This is a genomic window from Solidesulfovibrio carbinoliphilus subsp. oakridgensis (genome assembly GCF_000177215.2).
In the GTDB taxonomy this organism is placed as follows: domain Bacteria; phylum Desulfobacterota; class Desulfovibrionia; order Desulfovibrionales; family Desulfovibrionaceae; genus Solidesulfovibrio; species Solidesulfovibrio carbinoliphilus.
In genome coordinates this window covers 1056930-1071327 of sequence record NZ_CM001368.1, presented here as the reverse complement: position 1 = coordinate 1071327, position 14398 = coordinate 1056930, and the positions used below count along the sequence as shown (strand labels likewise).

Below are 14398 nucleotides of genomic sequence, written 5' to 3'. Positions count from 1 at the left end.
GGACGCCCGGACAGGCTGAAAGACGGGGCCGGATTCCGTGGACATGGGATGCCGCTAGGCCCGGATCATAAGCGCGTTGACCAGCCCCATCAGCAGTTCCGGCTGGTGGTGCAGGTCGGAATTCTGCAGAAACACCCGGCGCTGGTGGAACCGGTCGCGCAGGGTTTCGAGGTAGCGGTCGTGGTTTTCGACCGCGGCCGGGTCGTAGGTTTCGGCATAGCCGGGCAGGAGGCGTTCCACGCTTTCCCGCTTCGGCAGCTGGGCCCCGGGCAGGAGGTCCCACTCCTCCCACTCGAGTTGCTCCAGGAGCAGGGCGGTCTGGAGGGTGAGCGAGGTCTGGAGCGGAATCTTGCGCACTTCGCGGTCCGACGTCTTCCAGAAGCCCACGGAGTTGAAGGCGTAGCCCACGGCCCCGGCCTCGAAGACGTTCAAAAACGCCTCCACGTCCTTCCAGAGCTCATAGACCCGGAAGGGGTTGGCAAAGGGCTCGAACACCAGTTTTTTGAGCTCGTCCTCGCTGACGTTCTCGGCCAGGTTGCGCCGGGTCATCAGCGACGCCCCCATGGCCACGGCCAGCCGCTTGTCGGCGAAGCGGACCACCGGCGGCAGGCAGGTGTCCTTCATGAGCCAGACCATGACGTCCGGGAAGGAACAGCGGTTGACGTAGGTGCCGAGGAGATCCCGGTCGATGAGGGCCCGGCCGTTGGGATTGCGCACGTCCTGGCCGAGCGGCAGGATCTGGCCGTCCGATTCGGTCAAGGCCAGGTTCATGGTTGAAATCATGTACCGCCAGTCCGGATGGCCGAGCGGCCGGGAATCGGTCTTGTCGAACAAGGTCGGCTCCCAGACCCGGCAGACCTTGCCCGCGCAGTCGATCTGGAAGGCGTCGTCGTGGAGCACCACCTTGGAGAACCCGGCGGGCAGGGTGCCGCCGTTGTCATGGGAATTGGTGTGCGAGGACTTGCCCGTGCCCGAAAGCCCGAAAAAGGCGATGGAGCGTTTGCCCATGTCCCGGTCGCGCTTTGCCTGGCAGCCGGAAAAATCGATTTCCTTGATGCCGCCGTGGCAGGCGGCCATGCCAAGACGCATGCCGGACGTCCAGGCCAGGGTCAGGGTGCCTTTCTTGCGTTCCCCGAAATAGCGCATGCCGAGGTTGAAGATGACGTTGGCGTCCTCGTCGACCAGGGCCAGTTGGGAGCCGCCTTCGTTGTGGTAGTAGGGGTCGGTGGTCTTCCAGTGGTTGAAGCCGACCACCAGGATGTCGGGAATGGGCAGGCGCGGGCTCTTTGCGTAGGCCTCGGCCAGTTCCTCGTACGGCGTGAAATTGGCCAGCCAGTTGAAGACGTTGACCGCGTCGTCCTCGGTGGTCACGATGGTGGCCTTGATCATGAGGTCCGGGTCGAGGCCGAGGATGGCTTCGGCCTTGATCAGCGGGTGGCGTTGGAGGGCGTAGACCGCCTCGCGCAGGTCCGCCTCCACCTTGCGCCGCTCGGTCGGTTCCATGCGGGTGTAAAACCGCCGGGCCTTGGCCGTGCGGCCGACGATGCGGCCGTGGCAGTTGTTGAGCACGGTGGCGCCTTCGGGCAGCCCCAGGCGCCGGGCGGCCGGCGGATAGATCGGCAGGTCCGTGTCCATGACGTCGTGCTGGCTTTTGGCCAGCGCGTAAGCCTCGGCGGCCGTCACCTTGCGCACGCGTTTGTCCAGGCACAGGGTCTGGGCGATGGAGCGGAGCGCCGGCATTTGGGTCATGTCGTCGCGGTAATAGTCGTGGCTGGCAAGGCTGGCCATGAACCCTCCGATGGGGAGATGTATTGGCGATTTCTTTTACGCGGCCGGGGGCTTCGGGTAAACCGTTTTTTCGGGCGTTTAGCCGCGTCGGCCGGGAGTGAAGCGCTTGGGATCGATGCCGTATTTCTTGACCTTGTAATTGACCACCCGGTAGCTCTCGCGCAGGTCCCGGGCCGCCTGATACATGTTGCCCCGGGCCTTTTTGAGGGCTTCGACCAGAAGCTCCTGCTCGAAAGTGGCCACGGCCTCGCCAAAGGACAGGGAGGGTTCCGTGCCCGAGGACTCGCCGGTCTGCAGCGTCGGCGGCAGGTGGTAGGTGCGGATGACGGCCTCGTCGCACAAGGTGGCGGCCCGGTCCATGCAGTTGGCCAGTTCCCGGACGTTTCCGGGCCAGTGGTACTGGTTTAAGAGATCGATGGCCGGGGTGGAGATGCGGCGCACGCTCTTGCCCGTGCGCCGGGAATACTCTTCCAGGAACCGTTCGGCCAGGGGCAGGATGTCGCCCACCCGGTCGCGAAGCGGCGGCACAAAGAGGGCAAAGACGCCAAGGGCGTAGTAGAGGTCTTCGAGAAATTCTCCCCGGGCCATGGCGTCCTCAAGCGAAGCCGTGGTGGCGGCCACCACCCGGGCCTCGACCGGCACGGACTTGTCGCTGCCGATCCGCTGCACGGTCCCTTCCTGGATCACCCGCAGCACCTGCCCCTGGGCGTCGAGGGACAGTTCCTCGATGTCGTCGAGAAAGACGACGCCGCCTTGCCCCAGTTCGAAGATGCCGCGCTTGGACCGGGTGGCCTTGGACTGCTCGCCCTTTTGCACGCCGAAAAGGGCTTCCAGTGCCGTTTCCTTGGGCAAATCGGCGCAGCCCAGGCGCAGGTATGGCCGGCCCCGGCGGCCGCTTTGGCTGTGGAGGAAAAGGGCCAGTGCCTCCTTGCCCGTGCCTTCCTCGCCCCGAAGGAGCACCGGCGCGTCGGAATCGGCGGCCTGGGCGATCTGGCGCAGGACCAGCCGCATGCTTTTGGACACGGCCACGGGCATGGCCACCTCGGCCGTGGCCGCGGGCAGCTCCTGCCCCTCGCCCGGAGCGGGGGCGGCCGGCGCCGTCTGGGACGACTGGGCCGCCTGGACGGGCCGACGCCTGGACCGGGCCAGTTCGTCGCGAAGGCGCAGGGCCGCGTTGCCGATGACGCCGCCGACCACGGCCAGAAATTCCCGGTGGGCCTCCAGAAAGACCATCGGAGCCTTGGGCAGGTCCACACTCAGGGCTCCGACCACGCCGGACGGCGAGGCGGGCTGGAAATCCTCCACCTGTCCGTCCGGGTCCGGCACGGTCACGGGCACGCAGATGTAGGACAGGGTGGCCAACTCCTGGGGAGGCCGGCCGATGAAGTCCGGGTGGTCTTTGACGTCCTGGAGGATCATGGACCGCCTGGAGCCGATCACCTGGCCGGTCGAGAGCGGGGCCGGGCCGAAGAGGTGGTCGAGGCCGCGCTCCTTGCCGTGGGACAGGATGATGCGCGCGCCCGGCTGGGGCAGGTCGTGGAGCTCCAGGCAGGCCCGGCGGTAGCCGAGGACGTCGACGAGGATCGTCAGCGCGTTCTCGAGGCCCCGCCGCACGGCCCGGCCCGGGCCCGTCGCGGCCACGATGCGCGCGAGGGCTCCGTAGAAGGCCGGGCCGGCACTGTCAAAGGAAGTCGTCAAGGCGTCGATCACGCCGCCTGCCCCGTTTGGGCCGCCCGGGCGGCCTCGGCCCCGAGTTCGAGGGCCTTGACGTTCAGGGCCACGAGCTGGGGCTTCAGGTATTTTTCCACGGACCGGGCCAGGGCGGCCACGTCAAAGGGCAGGGCGCCTGCTGCCGCGGCCGCGCCGATCAGCACCGTGTTGGCGGCCTTGGCCGTGCCGGCCCGCTCGGCCAGGCTGATGCACGGCACCAGGACCACCCGGCCGGCAAAGCCCTTGGCCGTCTCCAGCACCTGATCGAGCGGCGGATAGCACTCCCGGCCGAGGCACACCCCGACCGGCTGGACCTGTTCGCTGTTGCCGACGACCACGCCGCCGCGCCTGAGCATCGGCAGGGCGCGCAGGGTTTCGAGCAGCTCGAACCCGAGCAGCACGTCGGCTTCGCCGGGGGCAATGACCGGACTCCTGTAGCCGCCGATGAGAATCGTGGATTCGACCACGCCGCCGCGCTGGGCCATGCCGTGGATCTCGCCGGAGGTGACGGGCAATCCGGCGTCAAGGGCGGTGCGGGCCAAGAGCGTGGTCGCGGTCAGGGTGCCCTGGCCGCCGACGCCGGTTAAAAAGACGCGGGCGCGGTTCATCTCGCCTCCTTTTTGCCGGGCTTGATGTCGGCGGAGAGCTGCACGCAGTACATGCAGCCGTCGCACTGTTCGGCATTGATGGAAAAGGCGCCGTCGACCATGGCAAAGGCCGGGCAGGCCAGGTTGTCGCGCACGGCCAGGCAGGCCTCGGGATCGCCGGCCACCCGGGCGGGCAGGGTCTTTTTGGCCTGGCCCATGCGTCGGGCGTGGATCGGGCAGGGGTATTCGGCCACGAGCACGCGGGGACCATGCTGTTCGGAAAAGGCCGTAAGCGCCGCCACGGTGGCCTTGTGGTTCAGCGGATTGACCTTGACCGGCTCGATGCCGCAGGCCCGGATAAGGGCCATGAGGTCCACCGGATTGGGGTTTTCCCCGAAGATGGTGGTGTCGACGCCGGGGTTGGGTTGGTGGCCGGTCATGGCCGTGGTCCGGTTGTCCAGGATCACGATCAGGATGTCGTGGTTGTAGGCCACGGCGTCGACCAGGCCCGTGATGCCGGAGTGGAAGAAGGTCGAGTCGCCGATGAAGGCCACCACCGGCTTGCCCGAGGCCCGGGCGAAGCCGGCCCCGGTCGAAATCGACGAGCCCATGCACAGAAGAAAGTCGGCGGCCCGAAACGGCGGCAGAAAGCCCAGGGTGTAGCAGCCGATGTCCGAGGAATAGACGGCCGTGTCGCCGTAGACCTCGCGCACGGCGTAGTAGGCGGCCCGGTGGGGGCAGCCGGCGCAGAGGTTCGGCGGCCGCTTCGGCAGATCGGCGGGCACGGACAGGGTGTCGGCCTCGGCGGTCTCCCGGCCAAGGACCGCGTGGACGGCCAGGCGGACGTTGGCGGTGGAGAACTCGCCGTTGCGGGGCAGATGCTCGCCCTTGCCGAGGATGACGACCGCGATGCCGCGCTTCTGGGCCAGTGCCCGGATTTCGGTCTCAAGGACGGGTTCGAGTTCCTCGACAATGACCACCGTGCGGCACTTGGCCAGGAAGGCGGCGATGCGGCCTTCCGGCAGGGGATAGGTGAGACCGAGCTCGAGGACCCGGACCGTGCCGGTGAGGCCGTCTTCCTCCAGCACGTCGGCCAGGTAGTTGCGGGCCACGCCGGAGCTTATAAAGCCCACGTCTCCGGCGCCGGTCTCCGTGTTGTAGGGCGAGGCCTCGGCTTCGGCCCGTGCCGCTTCAAGGACCTTGAGCAGCCTCGGGTGCATGACCCGGGCCGAGGCCGGCAGGGGCACGAACCGGGCCGGGTCCTTGACGAAGGGCTTTTCCTCGATTGTCTGCGGCATCGCGCCCACGGTCACGGGGCCGCGCACGTGGTTGACCCGGGTGGTGGTGCGCAAAAGGACCGGGGTTTCCAGGCGCCGCGACAGGGCCAGGGCGTCCCGGGCCATGTCCTTGCACTCCTGGGCCGTGGCCGGCTCGAAACAGGGAAGCCCGCCCAGGCGGGCGTAGATGCGGTTGTCCTGCTCGTTTTGCGAGGAATGGCAGCCCGGATCGTCGGCCGAAAGGAGGACCAGGCCGCCCGGGGCCGAGACGTAGGCCAGGGTCATGAGCGGATCGGCCGCGACGTTGACGCCCACGTGCTTCATGGTCACAAGGGTCGGCAGCCCGGCCAGGGCCGCGCCGCCGCCCACTTCCAGGGCGACCTTCTCGTTGACCGAGTATTCGAAATAATAGGGTGCGCCTTCGGACAGGCGGAAAAAGGTGTCCGGCACTTCGGAGGAAGGCGTGCCGGGATAGCAGGTCACGAACCGGACCCCGCCCTCCAGGGCCCCCCGGGCGATGGCCTCGTTGCCAAGCAAGAGCAGGGTCTCGCCGGCCGTTGCGGTCAAAAGCTCCTTGCCCACGAAAAACCTCCGGCAAAAGGATGGACGCCGATCGGCGTCGGCGTCAGGGTTTCCCGGCGCGTCCGGAAGATCCCGGACGCGCCGGGCGGGTGCGTCAATGGCTGGCCGGACCGGGCTTTGGTCCCGTCCGTTCGGACAGCGCGTCCTGTCCCGGCGGCGGGACGCAGCCTAGCCGTTGGTCTTGGCGCCGGCCGCGGCCTTGGCTTTCATGTCGGCGATCCGGGCGTCGATGAAGCCGGCGTTTTGCACGTTGCCGCCGGTCTTCATCCGCTCGTAGGCGGCCAGGGCTTTCTGCCACTGGCCGGCGGCCTCGGCCGTGGTGGCGAGCTGGCGGTCCACGGTCATGGTGAAGGCCTTGGGCGCGGACACGGCCAGGCCTTCGAGCACTTCCACGGCCTTGGCGTCCTGGCCGGACTTGGACAGGGCCGTGGCATACCCGAGGCCGGCCACGGTCTTCATGCCGGCCGGAGCGCTCTTGGAAACGGCTTCCCAGGCGGCGGCCGCCTTGGCGAAATCACCGAGCTCCTGGGCGGTCTTGGCCATCTCCAGGTGGATGCCGTCCTTGGCGCCGGCCGGCGCGGTCCTGGCCAGGCCCTCCAGGGCGGCCAGACGCTCGGCCCCGGCCTTGGTGGTGACGATGGTCCCGAGCTCGTTCTCGGCCTTTTCGACCTGGCCTTTCTGGTACACGCCGTAGAGGGCATAGCCTCCGGCCGCGGCCAGGACCACGAGAATCCCGGCCAGGCTCTGCTTCCAGTATTGCACCGGAAGCCGCAGCAGGGTCGGGACGTCGTTGGCGGAATTGCGGCCCGACTGCGGCGAAGTGAAATCAGTCATAAAAACGCCTCCAAAGCGCATGCGAGTTTCGCGAAAAAGAGCGGTAGAGATAAGCACAAAGGCGGGATCGTGTCAAAAGGGGCGGCCGGCCGGTGCGGGGCAAGTAGACCCCGTCCGGCCCGGTCAGGCCGTGGCCTCGGCCGGGGCCTGGGACAGAACGGCCTGGGCCGCGCCGACCAGGCCGGCGATGGAGGAGGCGTCCTCCAGGAGGTCCAGGCGGATGGCGCCTAGGGGCAGGCCGTGCCGGTCCGCGAAGCCGGAGAAGCCGCGTTGCATGGCGGCAAAGGCCGCGGCGTCGATCTTGTTGGCCGTCGAGCCGAGGAGGCGGATGGCGGCCAGGGGGCGGCTGCGGTCGAGCTCATGGGCCAGCATGCCCAGGTGGGCCCCGAGCAGGGCGTAAACCCGGGCCGCGTCGAGCCCGGCCGGGTTGTCGTTTCGGACCAGGGCGTCGTGGAAAAACGGAATCGCGGCTTCGATGGGGAGCCGGTAGTGTTCCAGGAGCCCGAGATCATGGGCCGCAGCGGCCACGCCGTAGTGGGAGAGGTAGAGGCGGATGGTCGAAAAAAGGCTCCCGGTCGCTTTGCTTGGCGCGTAGCGCGTGACCAGCCAGCCGTATTCGTGGAGGCCCTCCACCGGCCGCCCCCGGGCGTCCAGGCAGTGGACGGCCGGGCAGGCTCCGAGGCGAAGCGAGAGCATGTCGCCGGGCAAGGCCGCTCCTGTCGCCAGGGGATGGCTGTGGTGGAAGGCGAAACGGGCCTGGGCCTCGCCGTCGTTGACCACGGCCAGGGGCAGGCCGGGGAAAGCCCGGCCGCAGGCCTGCCGGAGCAGGACGTTTGCGGTGTCGATCTCCTCGGGCGGGCAATCGGCGAAGAGCCCGAACTCCGGCACCGGGCGGACGACGCCGGCCAGGGTCGTGGCCGCGATGCTCACCCCCACGGCGTCGACGGGCCGGCCCGATGCCGCGGCAACGGCGCGGGCCTCGGCGAAGATTCCGTCCCAGGCGGCAGGCAGGCACTGCCGGCCGCCGGCCGGCCAGGTATCGCGGCGCACGAGTTCGGCGACCTCGTGGCCGCCGGCGGCGTCGAAGCGGACCAGAGCCAGGCTCGTCAGGTGCTGGCCGACATTGATGGCCAGGACTGTGCCCGGTCGGGCAGGGGCGCAGGGGCCCGGCGGAGCGGCCTGGAGGCGCGGTTCGGATGCCTGCGACCGCAGCCGGTCCCGCAGGGCCTGGGCGCGATCCCGGTCGGCGTCCAGGGCGAAGTCCGTGCCGAAGATCCGGCGGATGAGCCCGTAGAGGAAAGCCAGGGACATGTTGGAAAAAGAGTCGATACGCCCCAAAAGCAGGCGTTCGAGGGCGAAGGTCAACTCGCGCCCCGCCTCGATCGTGTCGGCAACCACGCTCACCCGTCCCGCCCCCCGGGTGCACAGGACGTTATTGATGAGCGCCGCCAGATAGAAGACGGCCAGTTGCCGCACCCGCCCGTCGGCAAGGTCCGGGATGCGCACGGCCTCGACCAGGGGCGGCAGTTCCCCCCGGTCGAACCACAGTTCCACAGGCCGGGAGCAGGCCGGCGGCAGGGCGGCAAAGGCCTGCCGCCAGGCGGCCAGGGAAGAGGGGACGGCCTGGGCGGGGTCGAAAAAAACCGGAAGCGGAGCGGTTGGCATGTTTTTTCGTCTTACCGGCTCCGTCGTGGCGTCCGCCTAGCCCGTCCGGCCGGATGGCTGGCGCCTGACGGCCGCCGTGGAGCACGACAGGATTGTCATCCGCCGGGCAGCCCCGGTTACAGGGCGGGAGGGCAAAAAAACGATTAGGTTCCGGGCGGGCGGAAACAGGTCCCCGAAATGAAGGGGGGGAACGCCGGCGTCCGCACGAGGGCGCAGGCCCGCAACCCGTCGTCTTCGTCCGTCTCCGGAAGCCCCGGGCATGCCGGACGGCCGCGGGCGGGTCCGGGAAATCAGGCGGCGGTCTTGGCGCCGAGCTTCTGTTCGATAAGCGCCTTGGCCCGCATGGCCAGCTGGCTGACGTCGGGCTTGGAGATCTGGTCGTCGGCGCCCACGGCCTCGCCCTTGTGCCGCAGCTTGTCGGTGATAAGCGACGAGAACAGGATGACCGGCAGGTGTTTGAGGACCTGGTCCTCCTTGATCCGCTTGGTCAGGTTGTGCCCGTCCATGGCCGGCATCTCGATGTCCGCCACCATGACGTGCACGTAGTCGCTCAAGGGGCGCTTTTCGTCCTCGCTTTTGCCCTTGATCTGCAGGAGCAGTTCCCAGGCGTCCCGGCCGTTTTGCACGGCCGTCACGTCGAAGCCGGCCTTTTGCAGCAGGTCCTTGAGCATTTCGCGCACCAGCACCGAATCGTCGGCCACCAGGGCCCGATACCGGCTGGTGGTGCTCCACTCGATGCTCATGTCCAGGCGCAGGCCCAGGTTGGGATTGAGATCGGCCACGATCTTTTCCAGATCGAGCAGGAAAACGATCCGGTCCTCGAGTTTGACCACGCCGGTGATGCAGTCGCCGCTCATCTTGGACACGTAGCGGTTGGGCGGCTCCACGGCCTCCCAGCTCATGCGGTGGATGCGGGTGACGCCGGAGACGAGAAAGGAAGTGGTCACGTTGTTGAATTCCGTGACAATGACCTTGGGCGAATCGGTAGCCTGGCGTTCCTTGTCGAGCCAGATGCTGAGATCGACCAGTGGAATGATGTGGTTGCGCAGATTGAAGGCTCCGAGCACGCTCGGGTGGGAGACTTCCGGCATGCCCGTCACCTTGGGCAGGCGGATGATTTCCAGCACCTTGGCCACGTTGACCCCGTAATAGCCCCGGTACTGGCCCGTTTTTTCCGGGGCGTCGGCGGTAAACGAGGAGGGAGCCGGTTCGTCAATGTAGAACTCGACGATTTCCAATTCGTTGGTGCCGGCTTCGAGCAGGATATTGGTATGGGCCATGGGGGTCTCCGGGTGTCGGCCATTTGAGCTAGAGCGCTTCCAGCACCTGTTGCACACGGTCGATTATTTTCTTGGGGGTTGAAGCTCCCGCTGTCAAGCCGATTGTGTGCTTGCCCGCGACCATGTCCGGGGAAAGCTCGTCTGCGGTCTCGACGTGGACGCAGGGGGTGCCCGCGGCCCGGGCGACCTGGGCCAGCCGCCGGGTGTTGCCCGATTCCCGGCCGCCGACCACGACCATGAAATCCACCAGCGCGGCCAGATCCATGGCTTCCTGCTGCCGGTTCATGGTGGCGTTGCAGATGGTGGAAAGCACGGTCAGCTCCTGGCCGAACCGGCTTCGCAGGTAGTCGCGCAGGCGCAGGAACTCCTGCTCGTCCTGGGTGGTCTGGGCGGCCAGGAAATAGGTGGGCCCGAAAGGCAGCTCCAGGCTTTCCAGCTCCTCCATGGAACCGAAGACATGGGCCCCGGCCGTGGCGTAGCTTAAAAGTCCCTTGACCTCGGGATGGTCCTCTTCGCCGAAAAGGAGCAGGACCCGGCCGTGTTTGGCCTGGCCGGAAATAAGCGTCTGGGCCTTTTTCACCTTGGGGCAGGTGGCGTCGACCAGGTGGGCGTTTCGGGCCAGGATGGCTTGCCGCACGGGCTCGGGAATGCCGTGGGCCCGGATGACCACCGTGGCCCCGGCCGGGATGTCGGCCGGGTCGTTGACCACGCGCACGCCCTTGGCCGCGTATTCCTCGAGCACCTGCGGATTGTGGATGATCGGGCCGAAGGTCAAAAGCGGCCGGTCTTTTCCGGCCTGGCCGGCGTTGTCCGGGGACGCGAGGAGCGAGGTCAGCTTTTTGAGGGCCAGATCCACGCCCATGCAAAAGCCGGCCGTCTGGGCGCGCAGCAGTTTCATAGGTCGCCTCCGGCGGCGTCGGCGGCGAACCGCTCGGCCGCGTCGATGATGTCGTCAAGCTCGTTCCAGGAGGTACAGTGGCAAAGCCTGTCCCGCAAGGCGCGGCAGCCAGGCATCTCCCGCAAATAACGGGGCACGGCTGTCCGCATCCGCAAAAGCGCCCGCCGGTCGTCGGCGTATTCCCGGCAAAGGGCGGCGTGGCGGCGGATGACGTCGCAAAGCCGGGGCAGGGGCAGGGCCGGGAGCCCCCGGGTCTGCCGGATCAGGTTGGCGTGGCGGCCAAACACCCGGGGATCGGCCAGGGCGCCCCGGGCGTACATGACCCCGGCCGCGCCGGTCCGGGTGAGGCAGGCCTCGGCGTCCCCGGCGGTCAGGAGGTCGCCGCTGGCCAGGACGGGCAGGGGCGAGGCCGCGACAAAGGCGGCCAGGGCCTCCTGGTCGGCGGTGCCGGAAAAACCCTGGCTGGCGTGGCGGGGGTGGAGGGTCAGCCAGGCCACGCCGGCGTCGGCCAGACGCCTGGCCAGATCCAGGGCGGCAAAGGACGGCGGTTTCGGCCCCAGCCGCAGCTTGACCCCGACCCGACCCGGCAAGGCGGCCCGGGCCATGGCCCGGGCGCAGTCCACCAGCCGGTCCGGGTCGCCGAGAAGCGCCGCTCCGGCCCCGGTTTTGACGACTTTGCGGACGGAACAGCCGCAGTTGAGGTCGAAAAGGGCGTAGCCGTCCCCGGCCAGGCTGGCCACGGCCCGGAAGAGGTACTCGGGTTCGGCCCCGAAGAGCTGGACCGCCAGCGGCGCGTCGGCGGGAGTTGTGGCCAGGAGGCGTCTGGTGTTTTTCGAGTCGTAAAAAAGGCCCTTGGCGCTGACCATTTCGGTCACGGCCGCGCATGCGCCGAGCTCCCGGCACAACAGCCGGAAGGGCAGGTCGGAGAATCCGGCCAGTGGAGCCAGCCACGGGCTGTCCGGGGAAAAGGGGAGAAGCGGGTGCATGGGGAAATTCCTCGGCGGCCTTTACCCCAAGCCGGAACGCCCGGCAACGGGGCGGGCGGTCCGCCTGCCCCGTTGCCGGGCGAAAAGGGAATCCTGTTCCGGGAAAGGCGGATTTATGGCGTTTCCGCTTTCCCGGGGCTTAGAATCGGCCGTGGGTCAGGCCGAGGATGCCGATGATGATGAGGTAGATGGCCACGATGAAATTGAGCAGGCGCGGCATGACCAGGATCAGGATGCCGGCGATCAGGGCAATGACGGGCTGCAGTGAAAAAAATATCTGCATGGCGGCTCCCTTTGGAATGGGGTTGCTCGTTTAGGCATGGGCAAAACCGATTTCCCCACGGTATCCCTCATAGCCGAAGAGACGGGATTGGACAAGGAGAGGCGGGCAAAAACCTGACAGCCGGTCTCTCCCGGCCCTGGCGGCGAGGACGGCGGCGACGTGTCGGCGTTGTCTGTTGTTCGTTCCCGGGTTGCAGCGCGGCGCGCATTCCCCTACACTGCCGGACATCATGGCCTCTTCCTTCTCGGGAAAAGGCCGGGAGTCCCCATGGCGCCCCGTCTCCATCCCGGAGCGGGCGCAACCCCGGAAGGAGATGCATGGAAATCCGAGCCGGGCGCGACGCGCCCGTAAAGCCACTCCTTGAGCTGGCCCTGGCCCCGTTCATCCGCTTCAGCCAGGTGCAGTCCTCGGGCGGGCTGGTGCTGATCGCCTGCACCGTGGCCGCCCTGGCCTGGGCCAATTCCCCGTATGCCCCGTCCTATTTCGCCTTGTGGGAGACGCCGATATCCCTGGGCTTCGGGGACCTGGTCCTGTCGAAAAGCCTGCACCACTGGATCAACGACGGGCTCATGGCCATCTTCTTTTTCATGGTGGGCCTGGAGATCAAGCGGGAAATCCTGGTCGGCGAGCTGAGTTCGCCGGGGCAGGCGGCCCTGCCCGTGGCCGCGGCCGCGGGCGGCATGGCCGCGCCGGCGCTCCTTTTCGCCCTTTTCAACCACGACCTGCCGTCGGTTGCCGGCTGGGGCATCCCCATGGCCACGGACATCGCCTTTGCCCTTGGCATCCTGTCCCTGCTCGGGGACCGGATTCCGGTCAGCCTCAAGGTGTTCCTGGCGGCGGTCGCCATTGTGGACGACATCGGCGCGGTGCTGGTCATCGCGGTCTTTTACAGCGGCGACATCTCCCTGGCCGCCCTGGCCGTGGGCGGCGGGATCTTTGCGGCCATGGTGCTCCTCAACTTCATGGGCGCGCGCCATCCCGCGGTCTATGCCATCCTGGGCGCGGCCCTGTGGCTGGCCTTCCTCAAATCCGGGGTCCATGCCACGGTGGCCGGCGTGCTGGCGGCCATGGCCATACCGGCCCGCACCCGCATCGGACCCGAGGATTTCGCGGCCCATGCCCGCCGGCTGATCGACCGCTTCGAGTCCTCCCGGGCGTCCGACCGGCCGCTTTTGGCCAACCCGGCCCAGATCGCGGCCCTCGAATCGCTGGAGCATGCCTGTCAGAAGGCCGGCGCGCCCCTGCCCCGCCTGGAGCACGGACTCCATCCCTGGGTGGCCTACGGCATCATGCCGCTTTTTGCCCTGGCCAACGCCGGGGTGCGCCTTGGCGGCGGGACCGGCATGGTCCTTGGCGAACCCGTATCGCTCGGCATCATGGTCGGGCTGGTGGCGGGCAAGCAGGCGGGAATATTTCTCACCTGCCTGGCCATGTTCCGGTTGCGGCTGGCATCCGTGCCGGCCGGGCTCGGCCTTGGGCAGTATTACGGGGTGGCCTGTCTGGCGGGCATCGGCTTCACCATGTCCATCTTCATCGCGGATCTGGCCTTCGGCCAAGCCGGAGACCTCGGCGGCCAAGCCAAGGTGGCCATCCTCGCCGCCTCCACCGTGGCCGGCATCCTCGGCTATCTGGTCCTGCTGGCCACGACCCGCACGAACGGGGCAACCCCGGCGCAAGCCGCCCCGACCCGGGCTCCGGACCTGGAATAGGCGCGCCGCCGGGGCCGAAGGCGGCCGGGCCTCAGACCGCCGCTCCCGGCCGCACCCAGGCGATCTGGCGCACGCCGGAGAGTCCCTTGAAGCATTTGCCGGCCCGGATGCCGGCGAGCGCCGCTTCGGGGTCGGGCACGTCGCAGCCGGCCAGGACGTCGATGCCGCAGTCGAAAAGGGCCCGGGCAAAGGGCGTGGTCGGGCCAAGCATGACCACAAAGGCGTCGGGGCGGCAGGAACTGAGGAGCCCGGCCAGGGTGCCGTTTAAAAGCGTGGTGCCGGTGACGGCCACCAGATCGGCCTGGGGCAGGATCTCACCGGCCAGGCTCGCGTCCGTGTCTCCGGGCCTGGGGCGTTTTTCCAGCACCCACAGCTTGGCGCAGGCCGTGCGCAGGGCCTCGACGAACGGGAAGTGGCCGACCACGGCCACGTTTTTCCCTTTCCCCCTGGCCAGGAGGAGCTCCTGGCCGGGCATGGTCGCGTCCTCGGCCGGCGGCGGCAGCAGGGAATTGACCGCGGCCATGGCCAGGGAGGCGGCGTCGGTGTTGGAGACGCCCGGATCGCAAAGCCGTGCGGCGGCTGCATGGACCGTGGCCGGGAGGTCCCCGGCCGGCGCCGCGGTCCGGGGCAGGCCGGGGGCGATGTGGGAGACCAGGGAGGCCAGGCCGCAAAACCGCGACCTGACGGCGGCCAGGCACGTGCCCGTGAGCACGTCGCCGATCGGCGCGTCCGGCAGGAGGCAGACTTCCTCGGCAATGGCGCACAGGATATCGTGCTGGGTGCGGGTCCCACGCATGGC

At 68.2% G+C, this 14398-nt stretch carries 12 protein-coding genes; 1 reads left to right on the top strand and 11 read right to left on the bottom strand.

Going from position 1 to position 14398, the window contains the following annotated elements; genetic code table 11:
• Nucleotides 1–54 precede the first annotated feature (54 nt).
• The 10 genes from DFW101_RS04780 to DFW101_RS18915 all read right to left on the bottom strand — a co-directional run bounded on the left by DFW101_RS04780 (nucleotide 55) and on the right by DFW101_RS18915 (nucleotide 11890).
• Nucleotides 55–1788: a phosphoenolpyruvate carboxykinase (ATP) gene (locus tag DFW101_RS04780; protein WP_009180386.1), complete on the bottom strand. Its 1734-nt coding sequence runs from the start codon at nucleotides 1786–1788 to the stop codon at nucleotides 55–57.
• A gap of 78 nt (nucleotides 1789–1866) precedes the next feature.
• A complete protein-coding gene (locus tag DFW101_RS04775) occupies nucleotides 1867–3498 on the bottom strand; it encodes a sigma-54-dependent Fis family transcriptional regulator (protein WP_009180385.1) in 1632 nt (543 codons plus the stop codon).
• Nucleotides 3495–4106 (bottom strand): indolepyruvate oxidoreductase subunit beta, encoded by a 612-nt coding sequence (locus tag DFW101_RS04770; protein ID WP_009180384.1) that lies wholly within the window; start codon nucleotides 4104–4106, stop codon nucleotides 3495–3497. Before DFW101_RS04770 ends, DFW101_RS04775 begins: the two co-directional genes overlap by 4 nt.
• On the bottom strand, nucleotides 4103–5944 hold the full coding sequence (gene iorA, locus DFW101_RS04765; RefSeq protein ID WP_009180383.1) for an indolepyruvate ferredoxin oxidoreductase subunit alpha: 1842 nt from the start codon (nucleotides 5942–5944) through the stop codon (nucleotides 4103–4105). Before iorA ends, DFW101_RS04770 begins: the two co-directional genes overlap by 4 nt.
• 168 nt (nucleotides 5945–6112) lie before the next feature.
• A complete protein-coding gene (locus DFW101_RS04760; protein WP_009180382.1) occupies nucleotides 6113–6778 on the bottom strand; it encodes a tetratricopeptide repeat protein in 666 nt (221 codons plus the stop codon).
• 123 nt (nucleotides 6779–6901) lie between these two features.
• A complete protein-coding gene (locus DFW101_RS04755; RefSeq protein ID WP_009180381.1) occupies nucleotides 6902–8443 on the bottom strand; it encodes a hypothetical protein in 1542 nt (513 codons plus the stop codon).
• 290 nt (nucleotides 8444–8733) lie between these two features.
• Nucleotides 8734–9723, bottom strand: coding sequence for a chemotaxis protein (locus tag DFW101_RS04750; protein ID WP_009180380.1), 990 nt, complete (start codon nucleotides 9721–9723; stop codon nucleotides 8734–8736).
• Nucleotides 9724–9751: 28 nt separating this feature from the next.
• A complete protein-coding gene (gene ispH / locus DFW101_RS04745) occupies nucleotides 9752–10621 on the bottom strand; it encodes a 4-hydroxy-3-methylbut-2-enyl diphosphate reductase (RefSeq protein ID WP_009180379.1) in 870 nt (289 codons plus the stop codon).
• Nucleotides 10618–11607 (bottom strand): tRNA dihydrouridine synthase, encoded by a 990-nt coding sequence (locus DFW101_RS04740; protein ID WP_009180378.1) that lies wholly within the window; start codon nucleotides 11605–11607, stop codon nucleotides 10618–10620. Before DFW101_RS04740 ends, ispH begins: the two co-directional genes overlap by 4 nt.
• A gap of 139 nt (nucleotides 11608–11746) precedes the next feature.
• Nucleotides 11747–11890 (bottom strand): DUF3096 domain-containing protein, encoded by a 144-nt coding sequence (locus DFW101_RS18915; RefSeq protein WP_009108587.1) that lies wholly within the window; start codon nucleotides 11888–11890, stop codon nucleotides 11747–11749.
• 317 nt (nucleotides 11891–12207) lie between these two features.
• Between DFW101_RS18915 and nhaA the strand changes: the two genes are divergently transcribed.
• Nucleotides 12208–13599, top strand: a complete 1392-nt coding sequence (gene nhaA / locus DFW101_RS04735; protein WP_009180377.1) for a Na+/H+ antiporter NhaA — start codon at nucleotides 12208–12210, stop codon at nucleotides 13597–13599.
• A 31-nt stretch (nucleotides 13600–13630) separates the two neighbouring features.
• On the opposite strand, the gene DFW101_RS04730 is transcribed toward nhaA, so the two are convergent.
• Nucleotides 13631–14395, bottom strand: coding sequence for a Rossmann-like domain-containing protein (locus DFW101_RS04730; protein WP_009180376.1), 765 nt, complete (start codon nucleotides 14393–14395; stop codon nucleotides 13631–13633).
• Nucleotides 14396–14398: the final 3 nt, after the last annotated feature.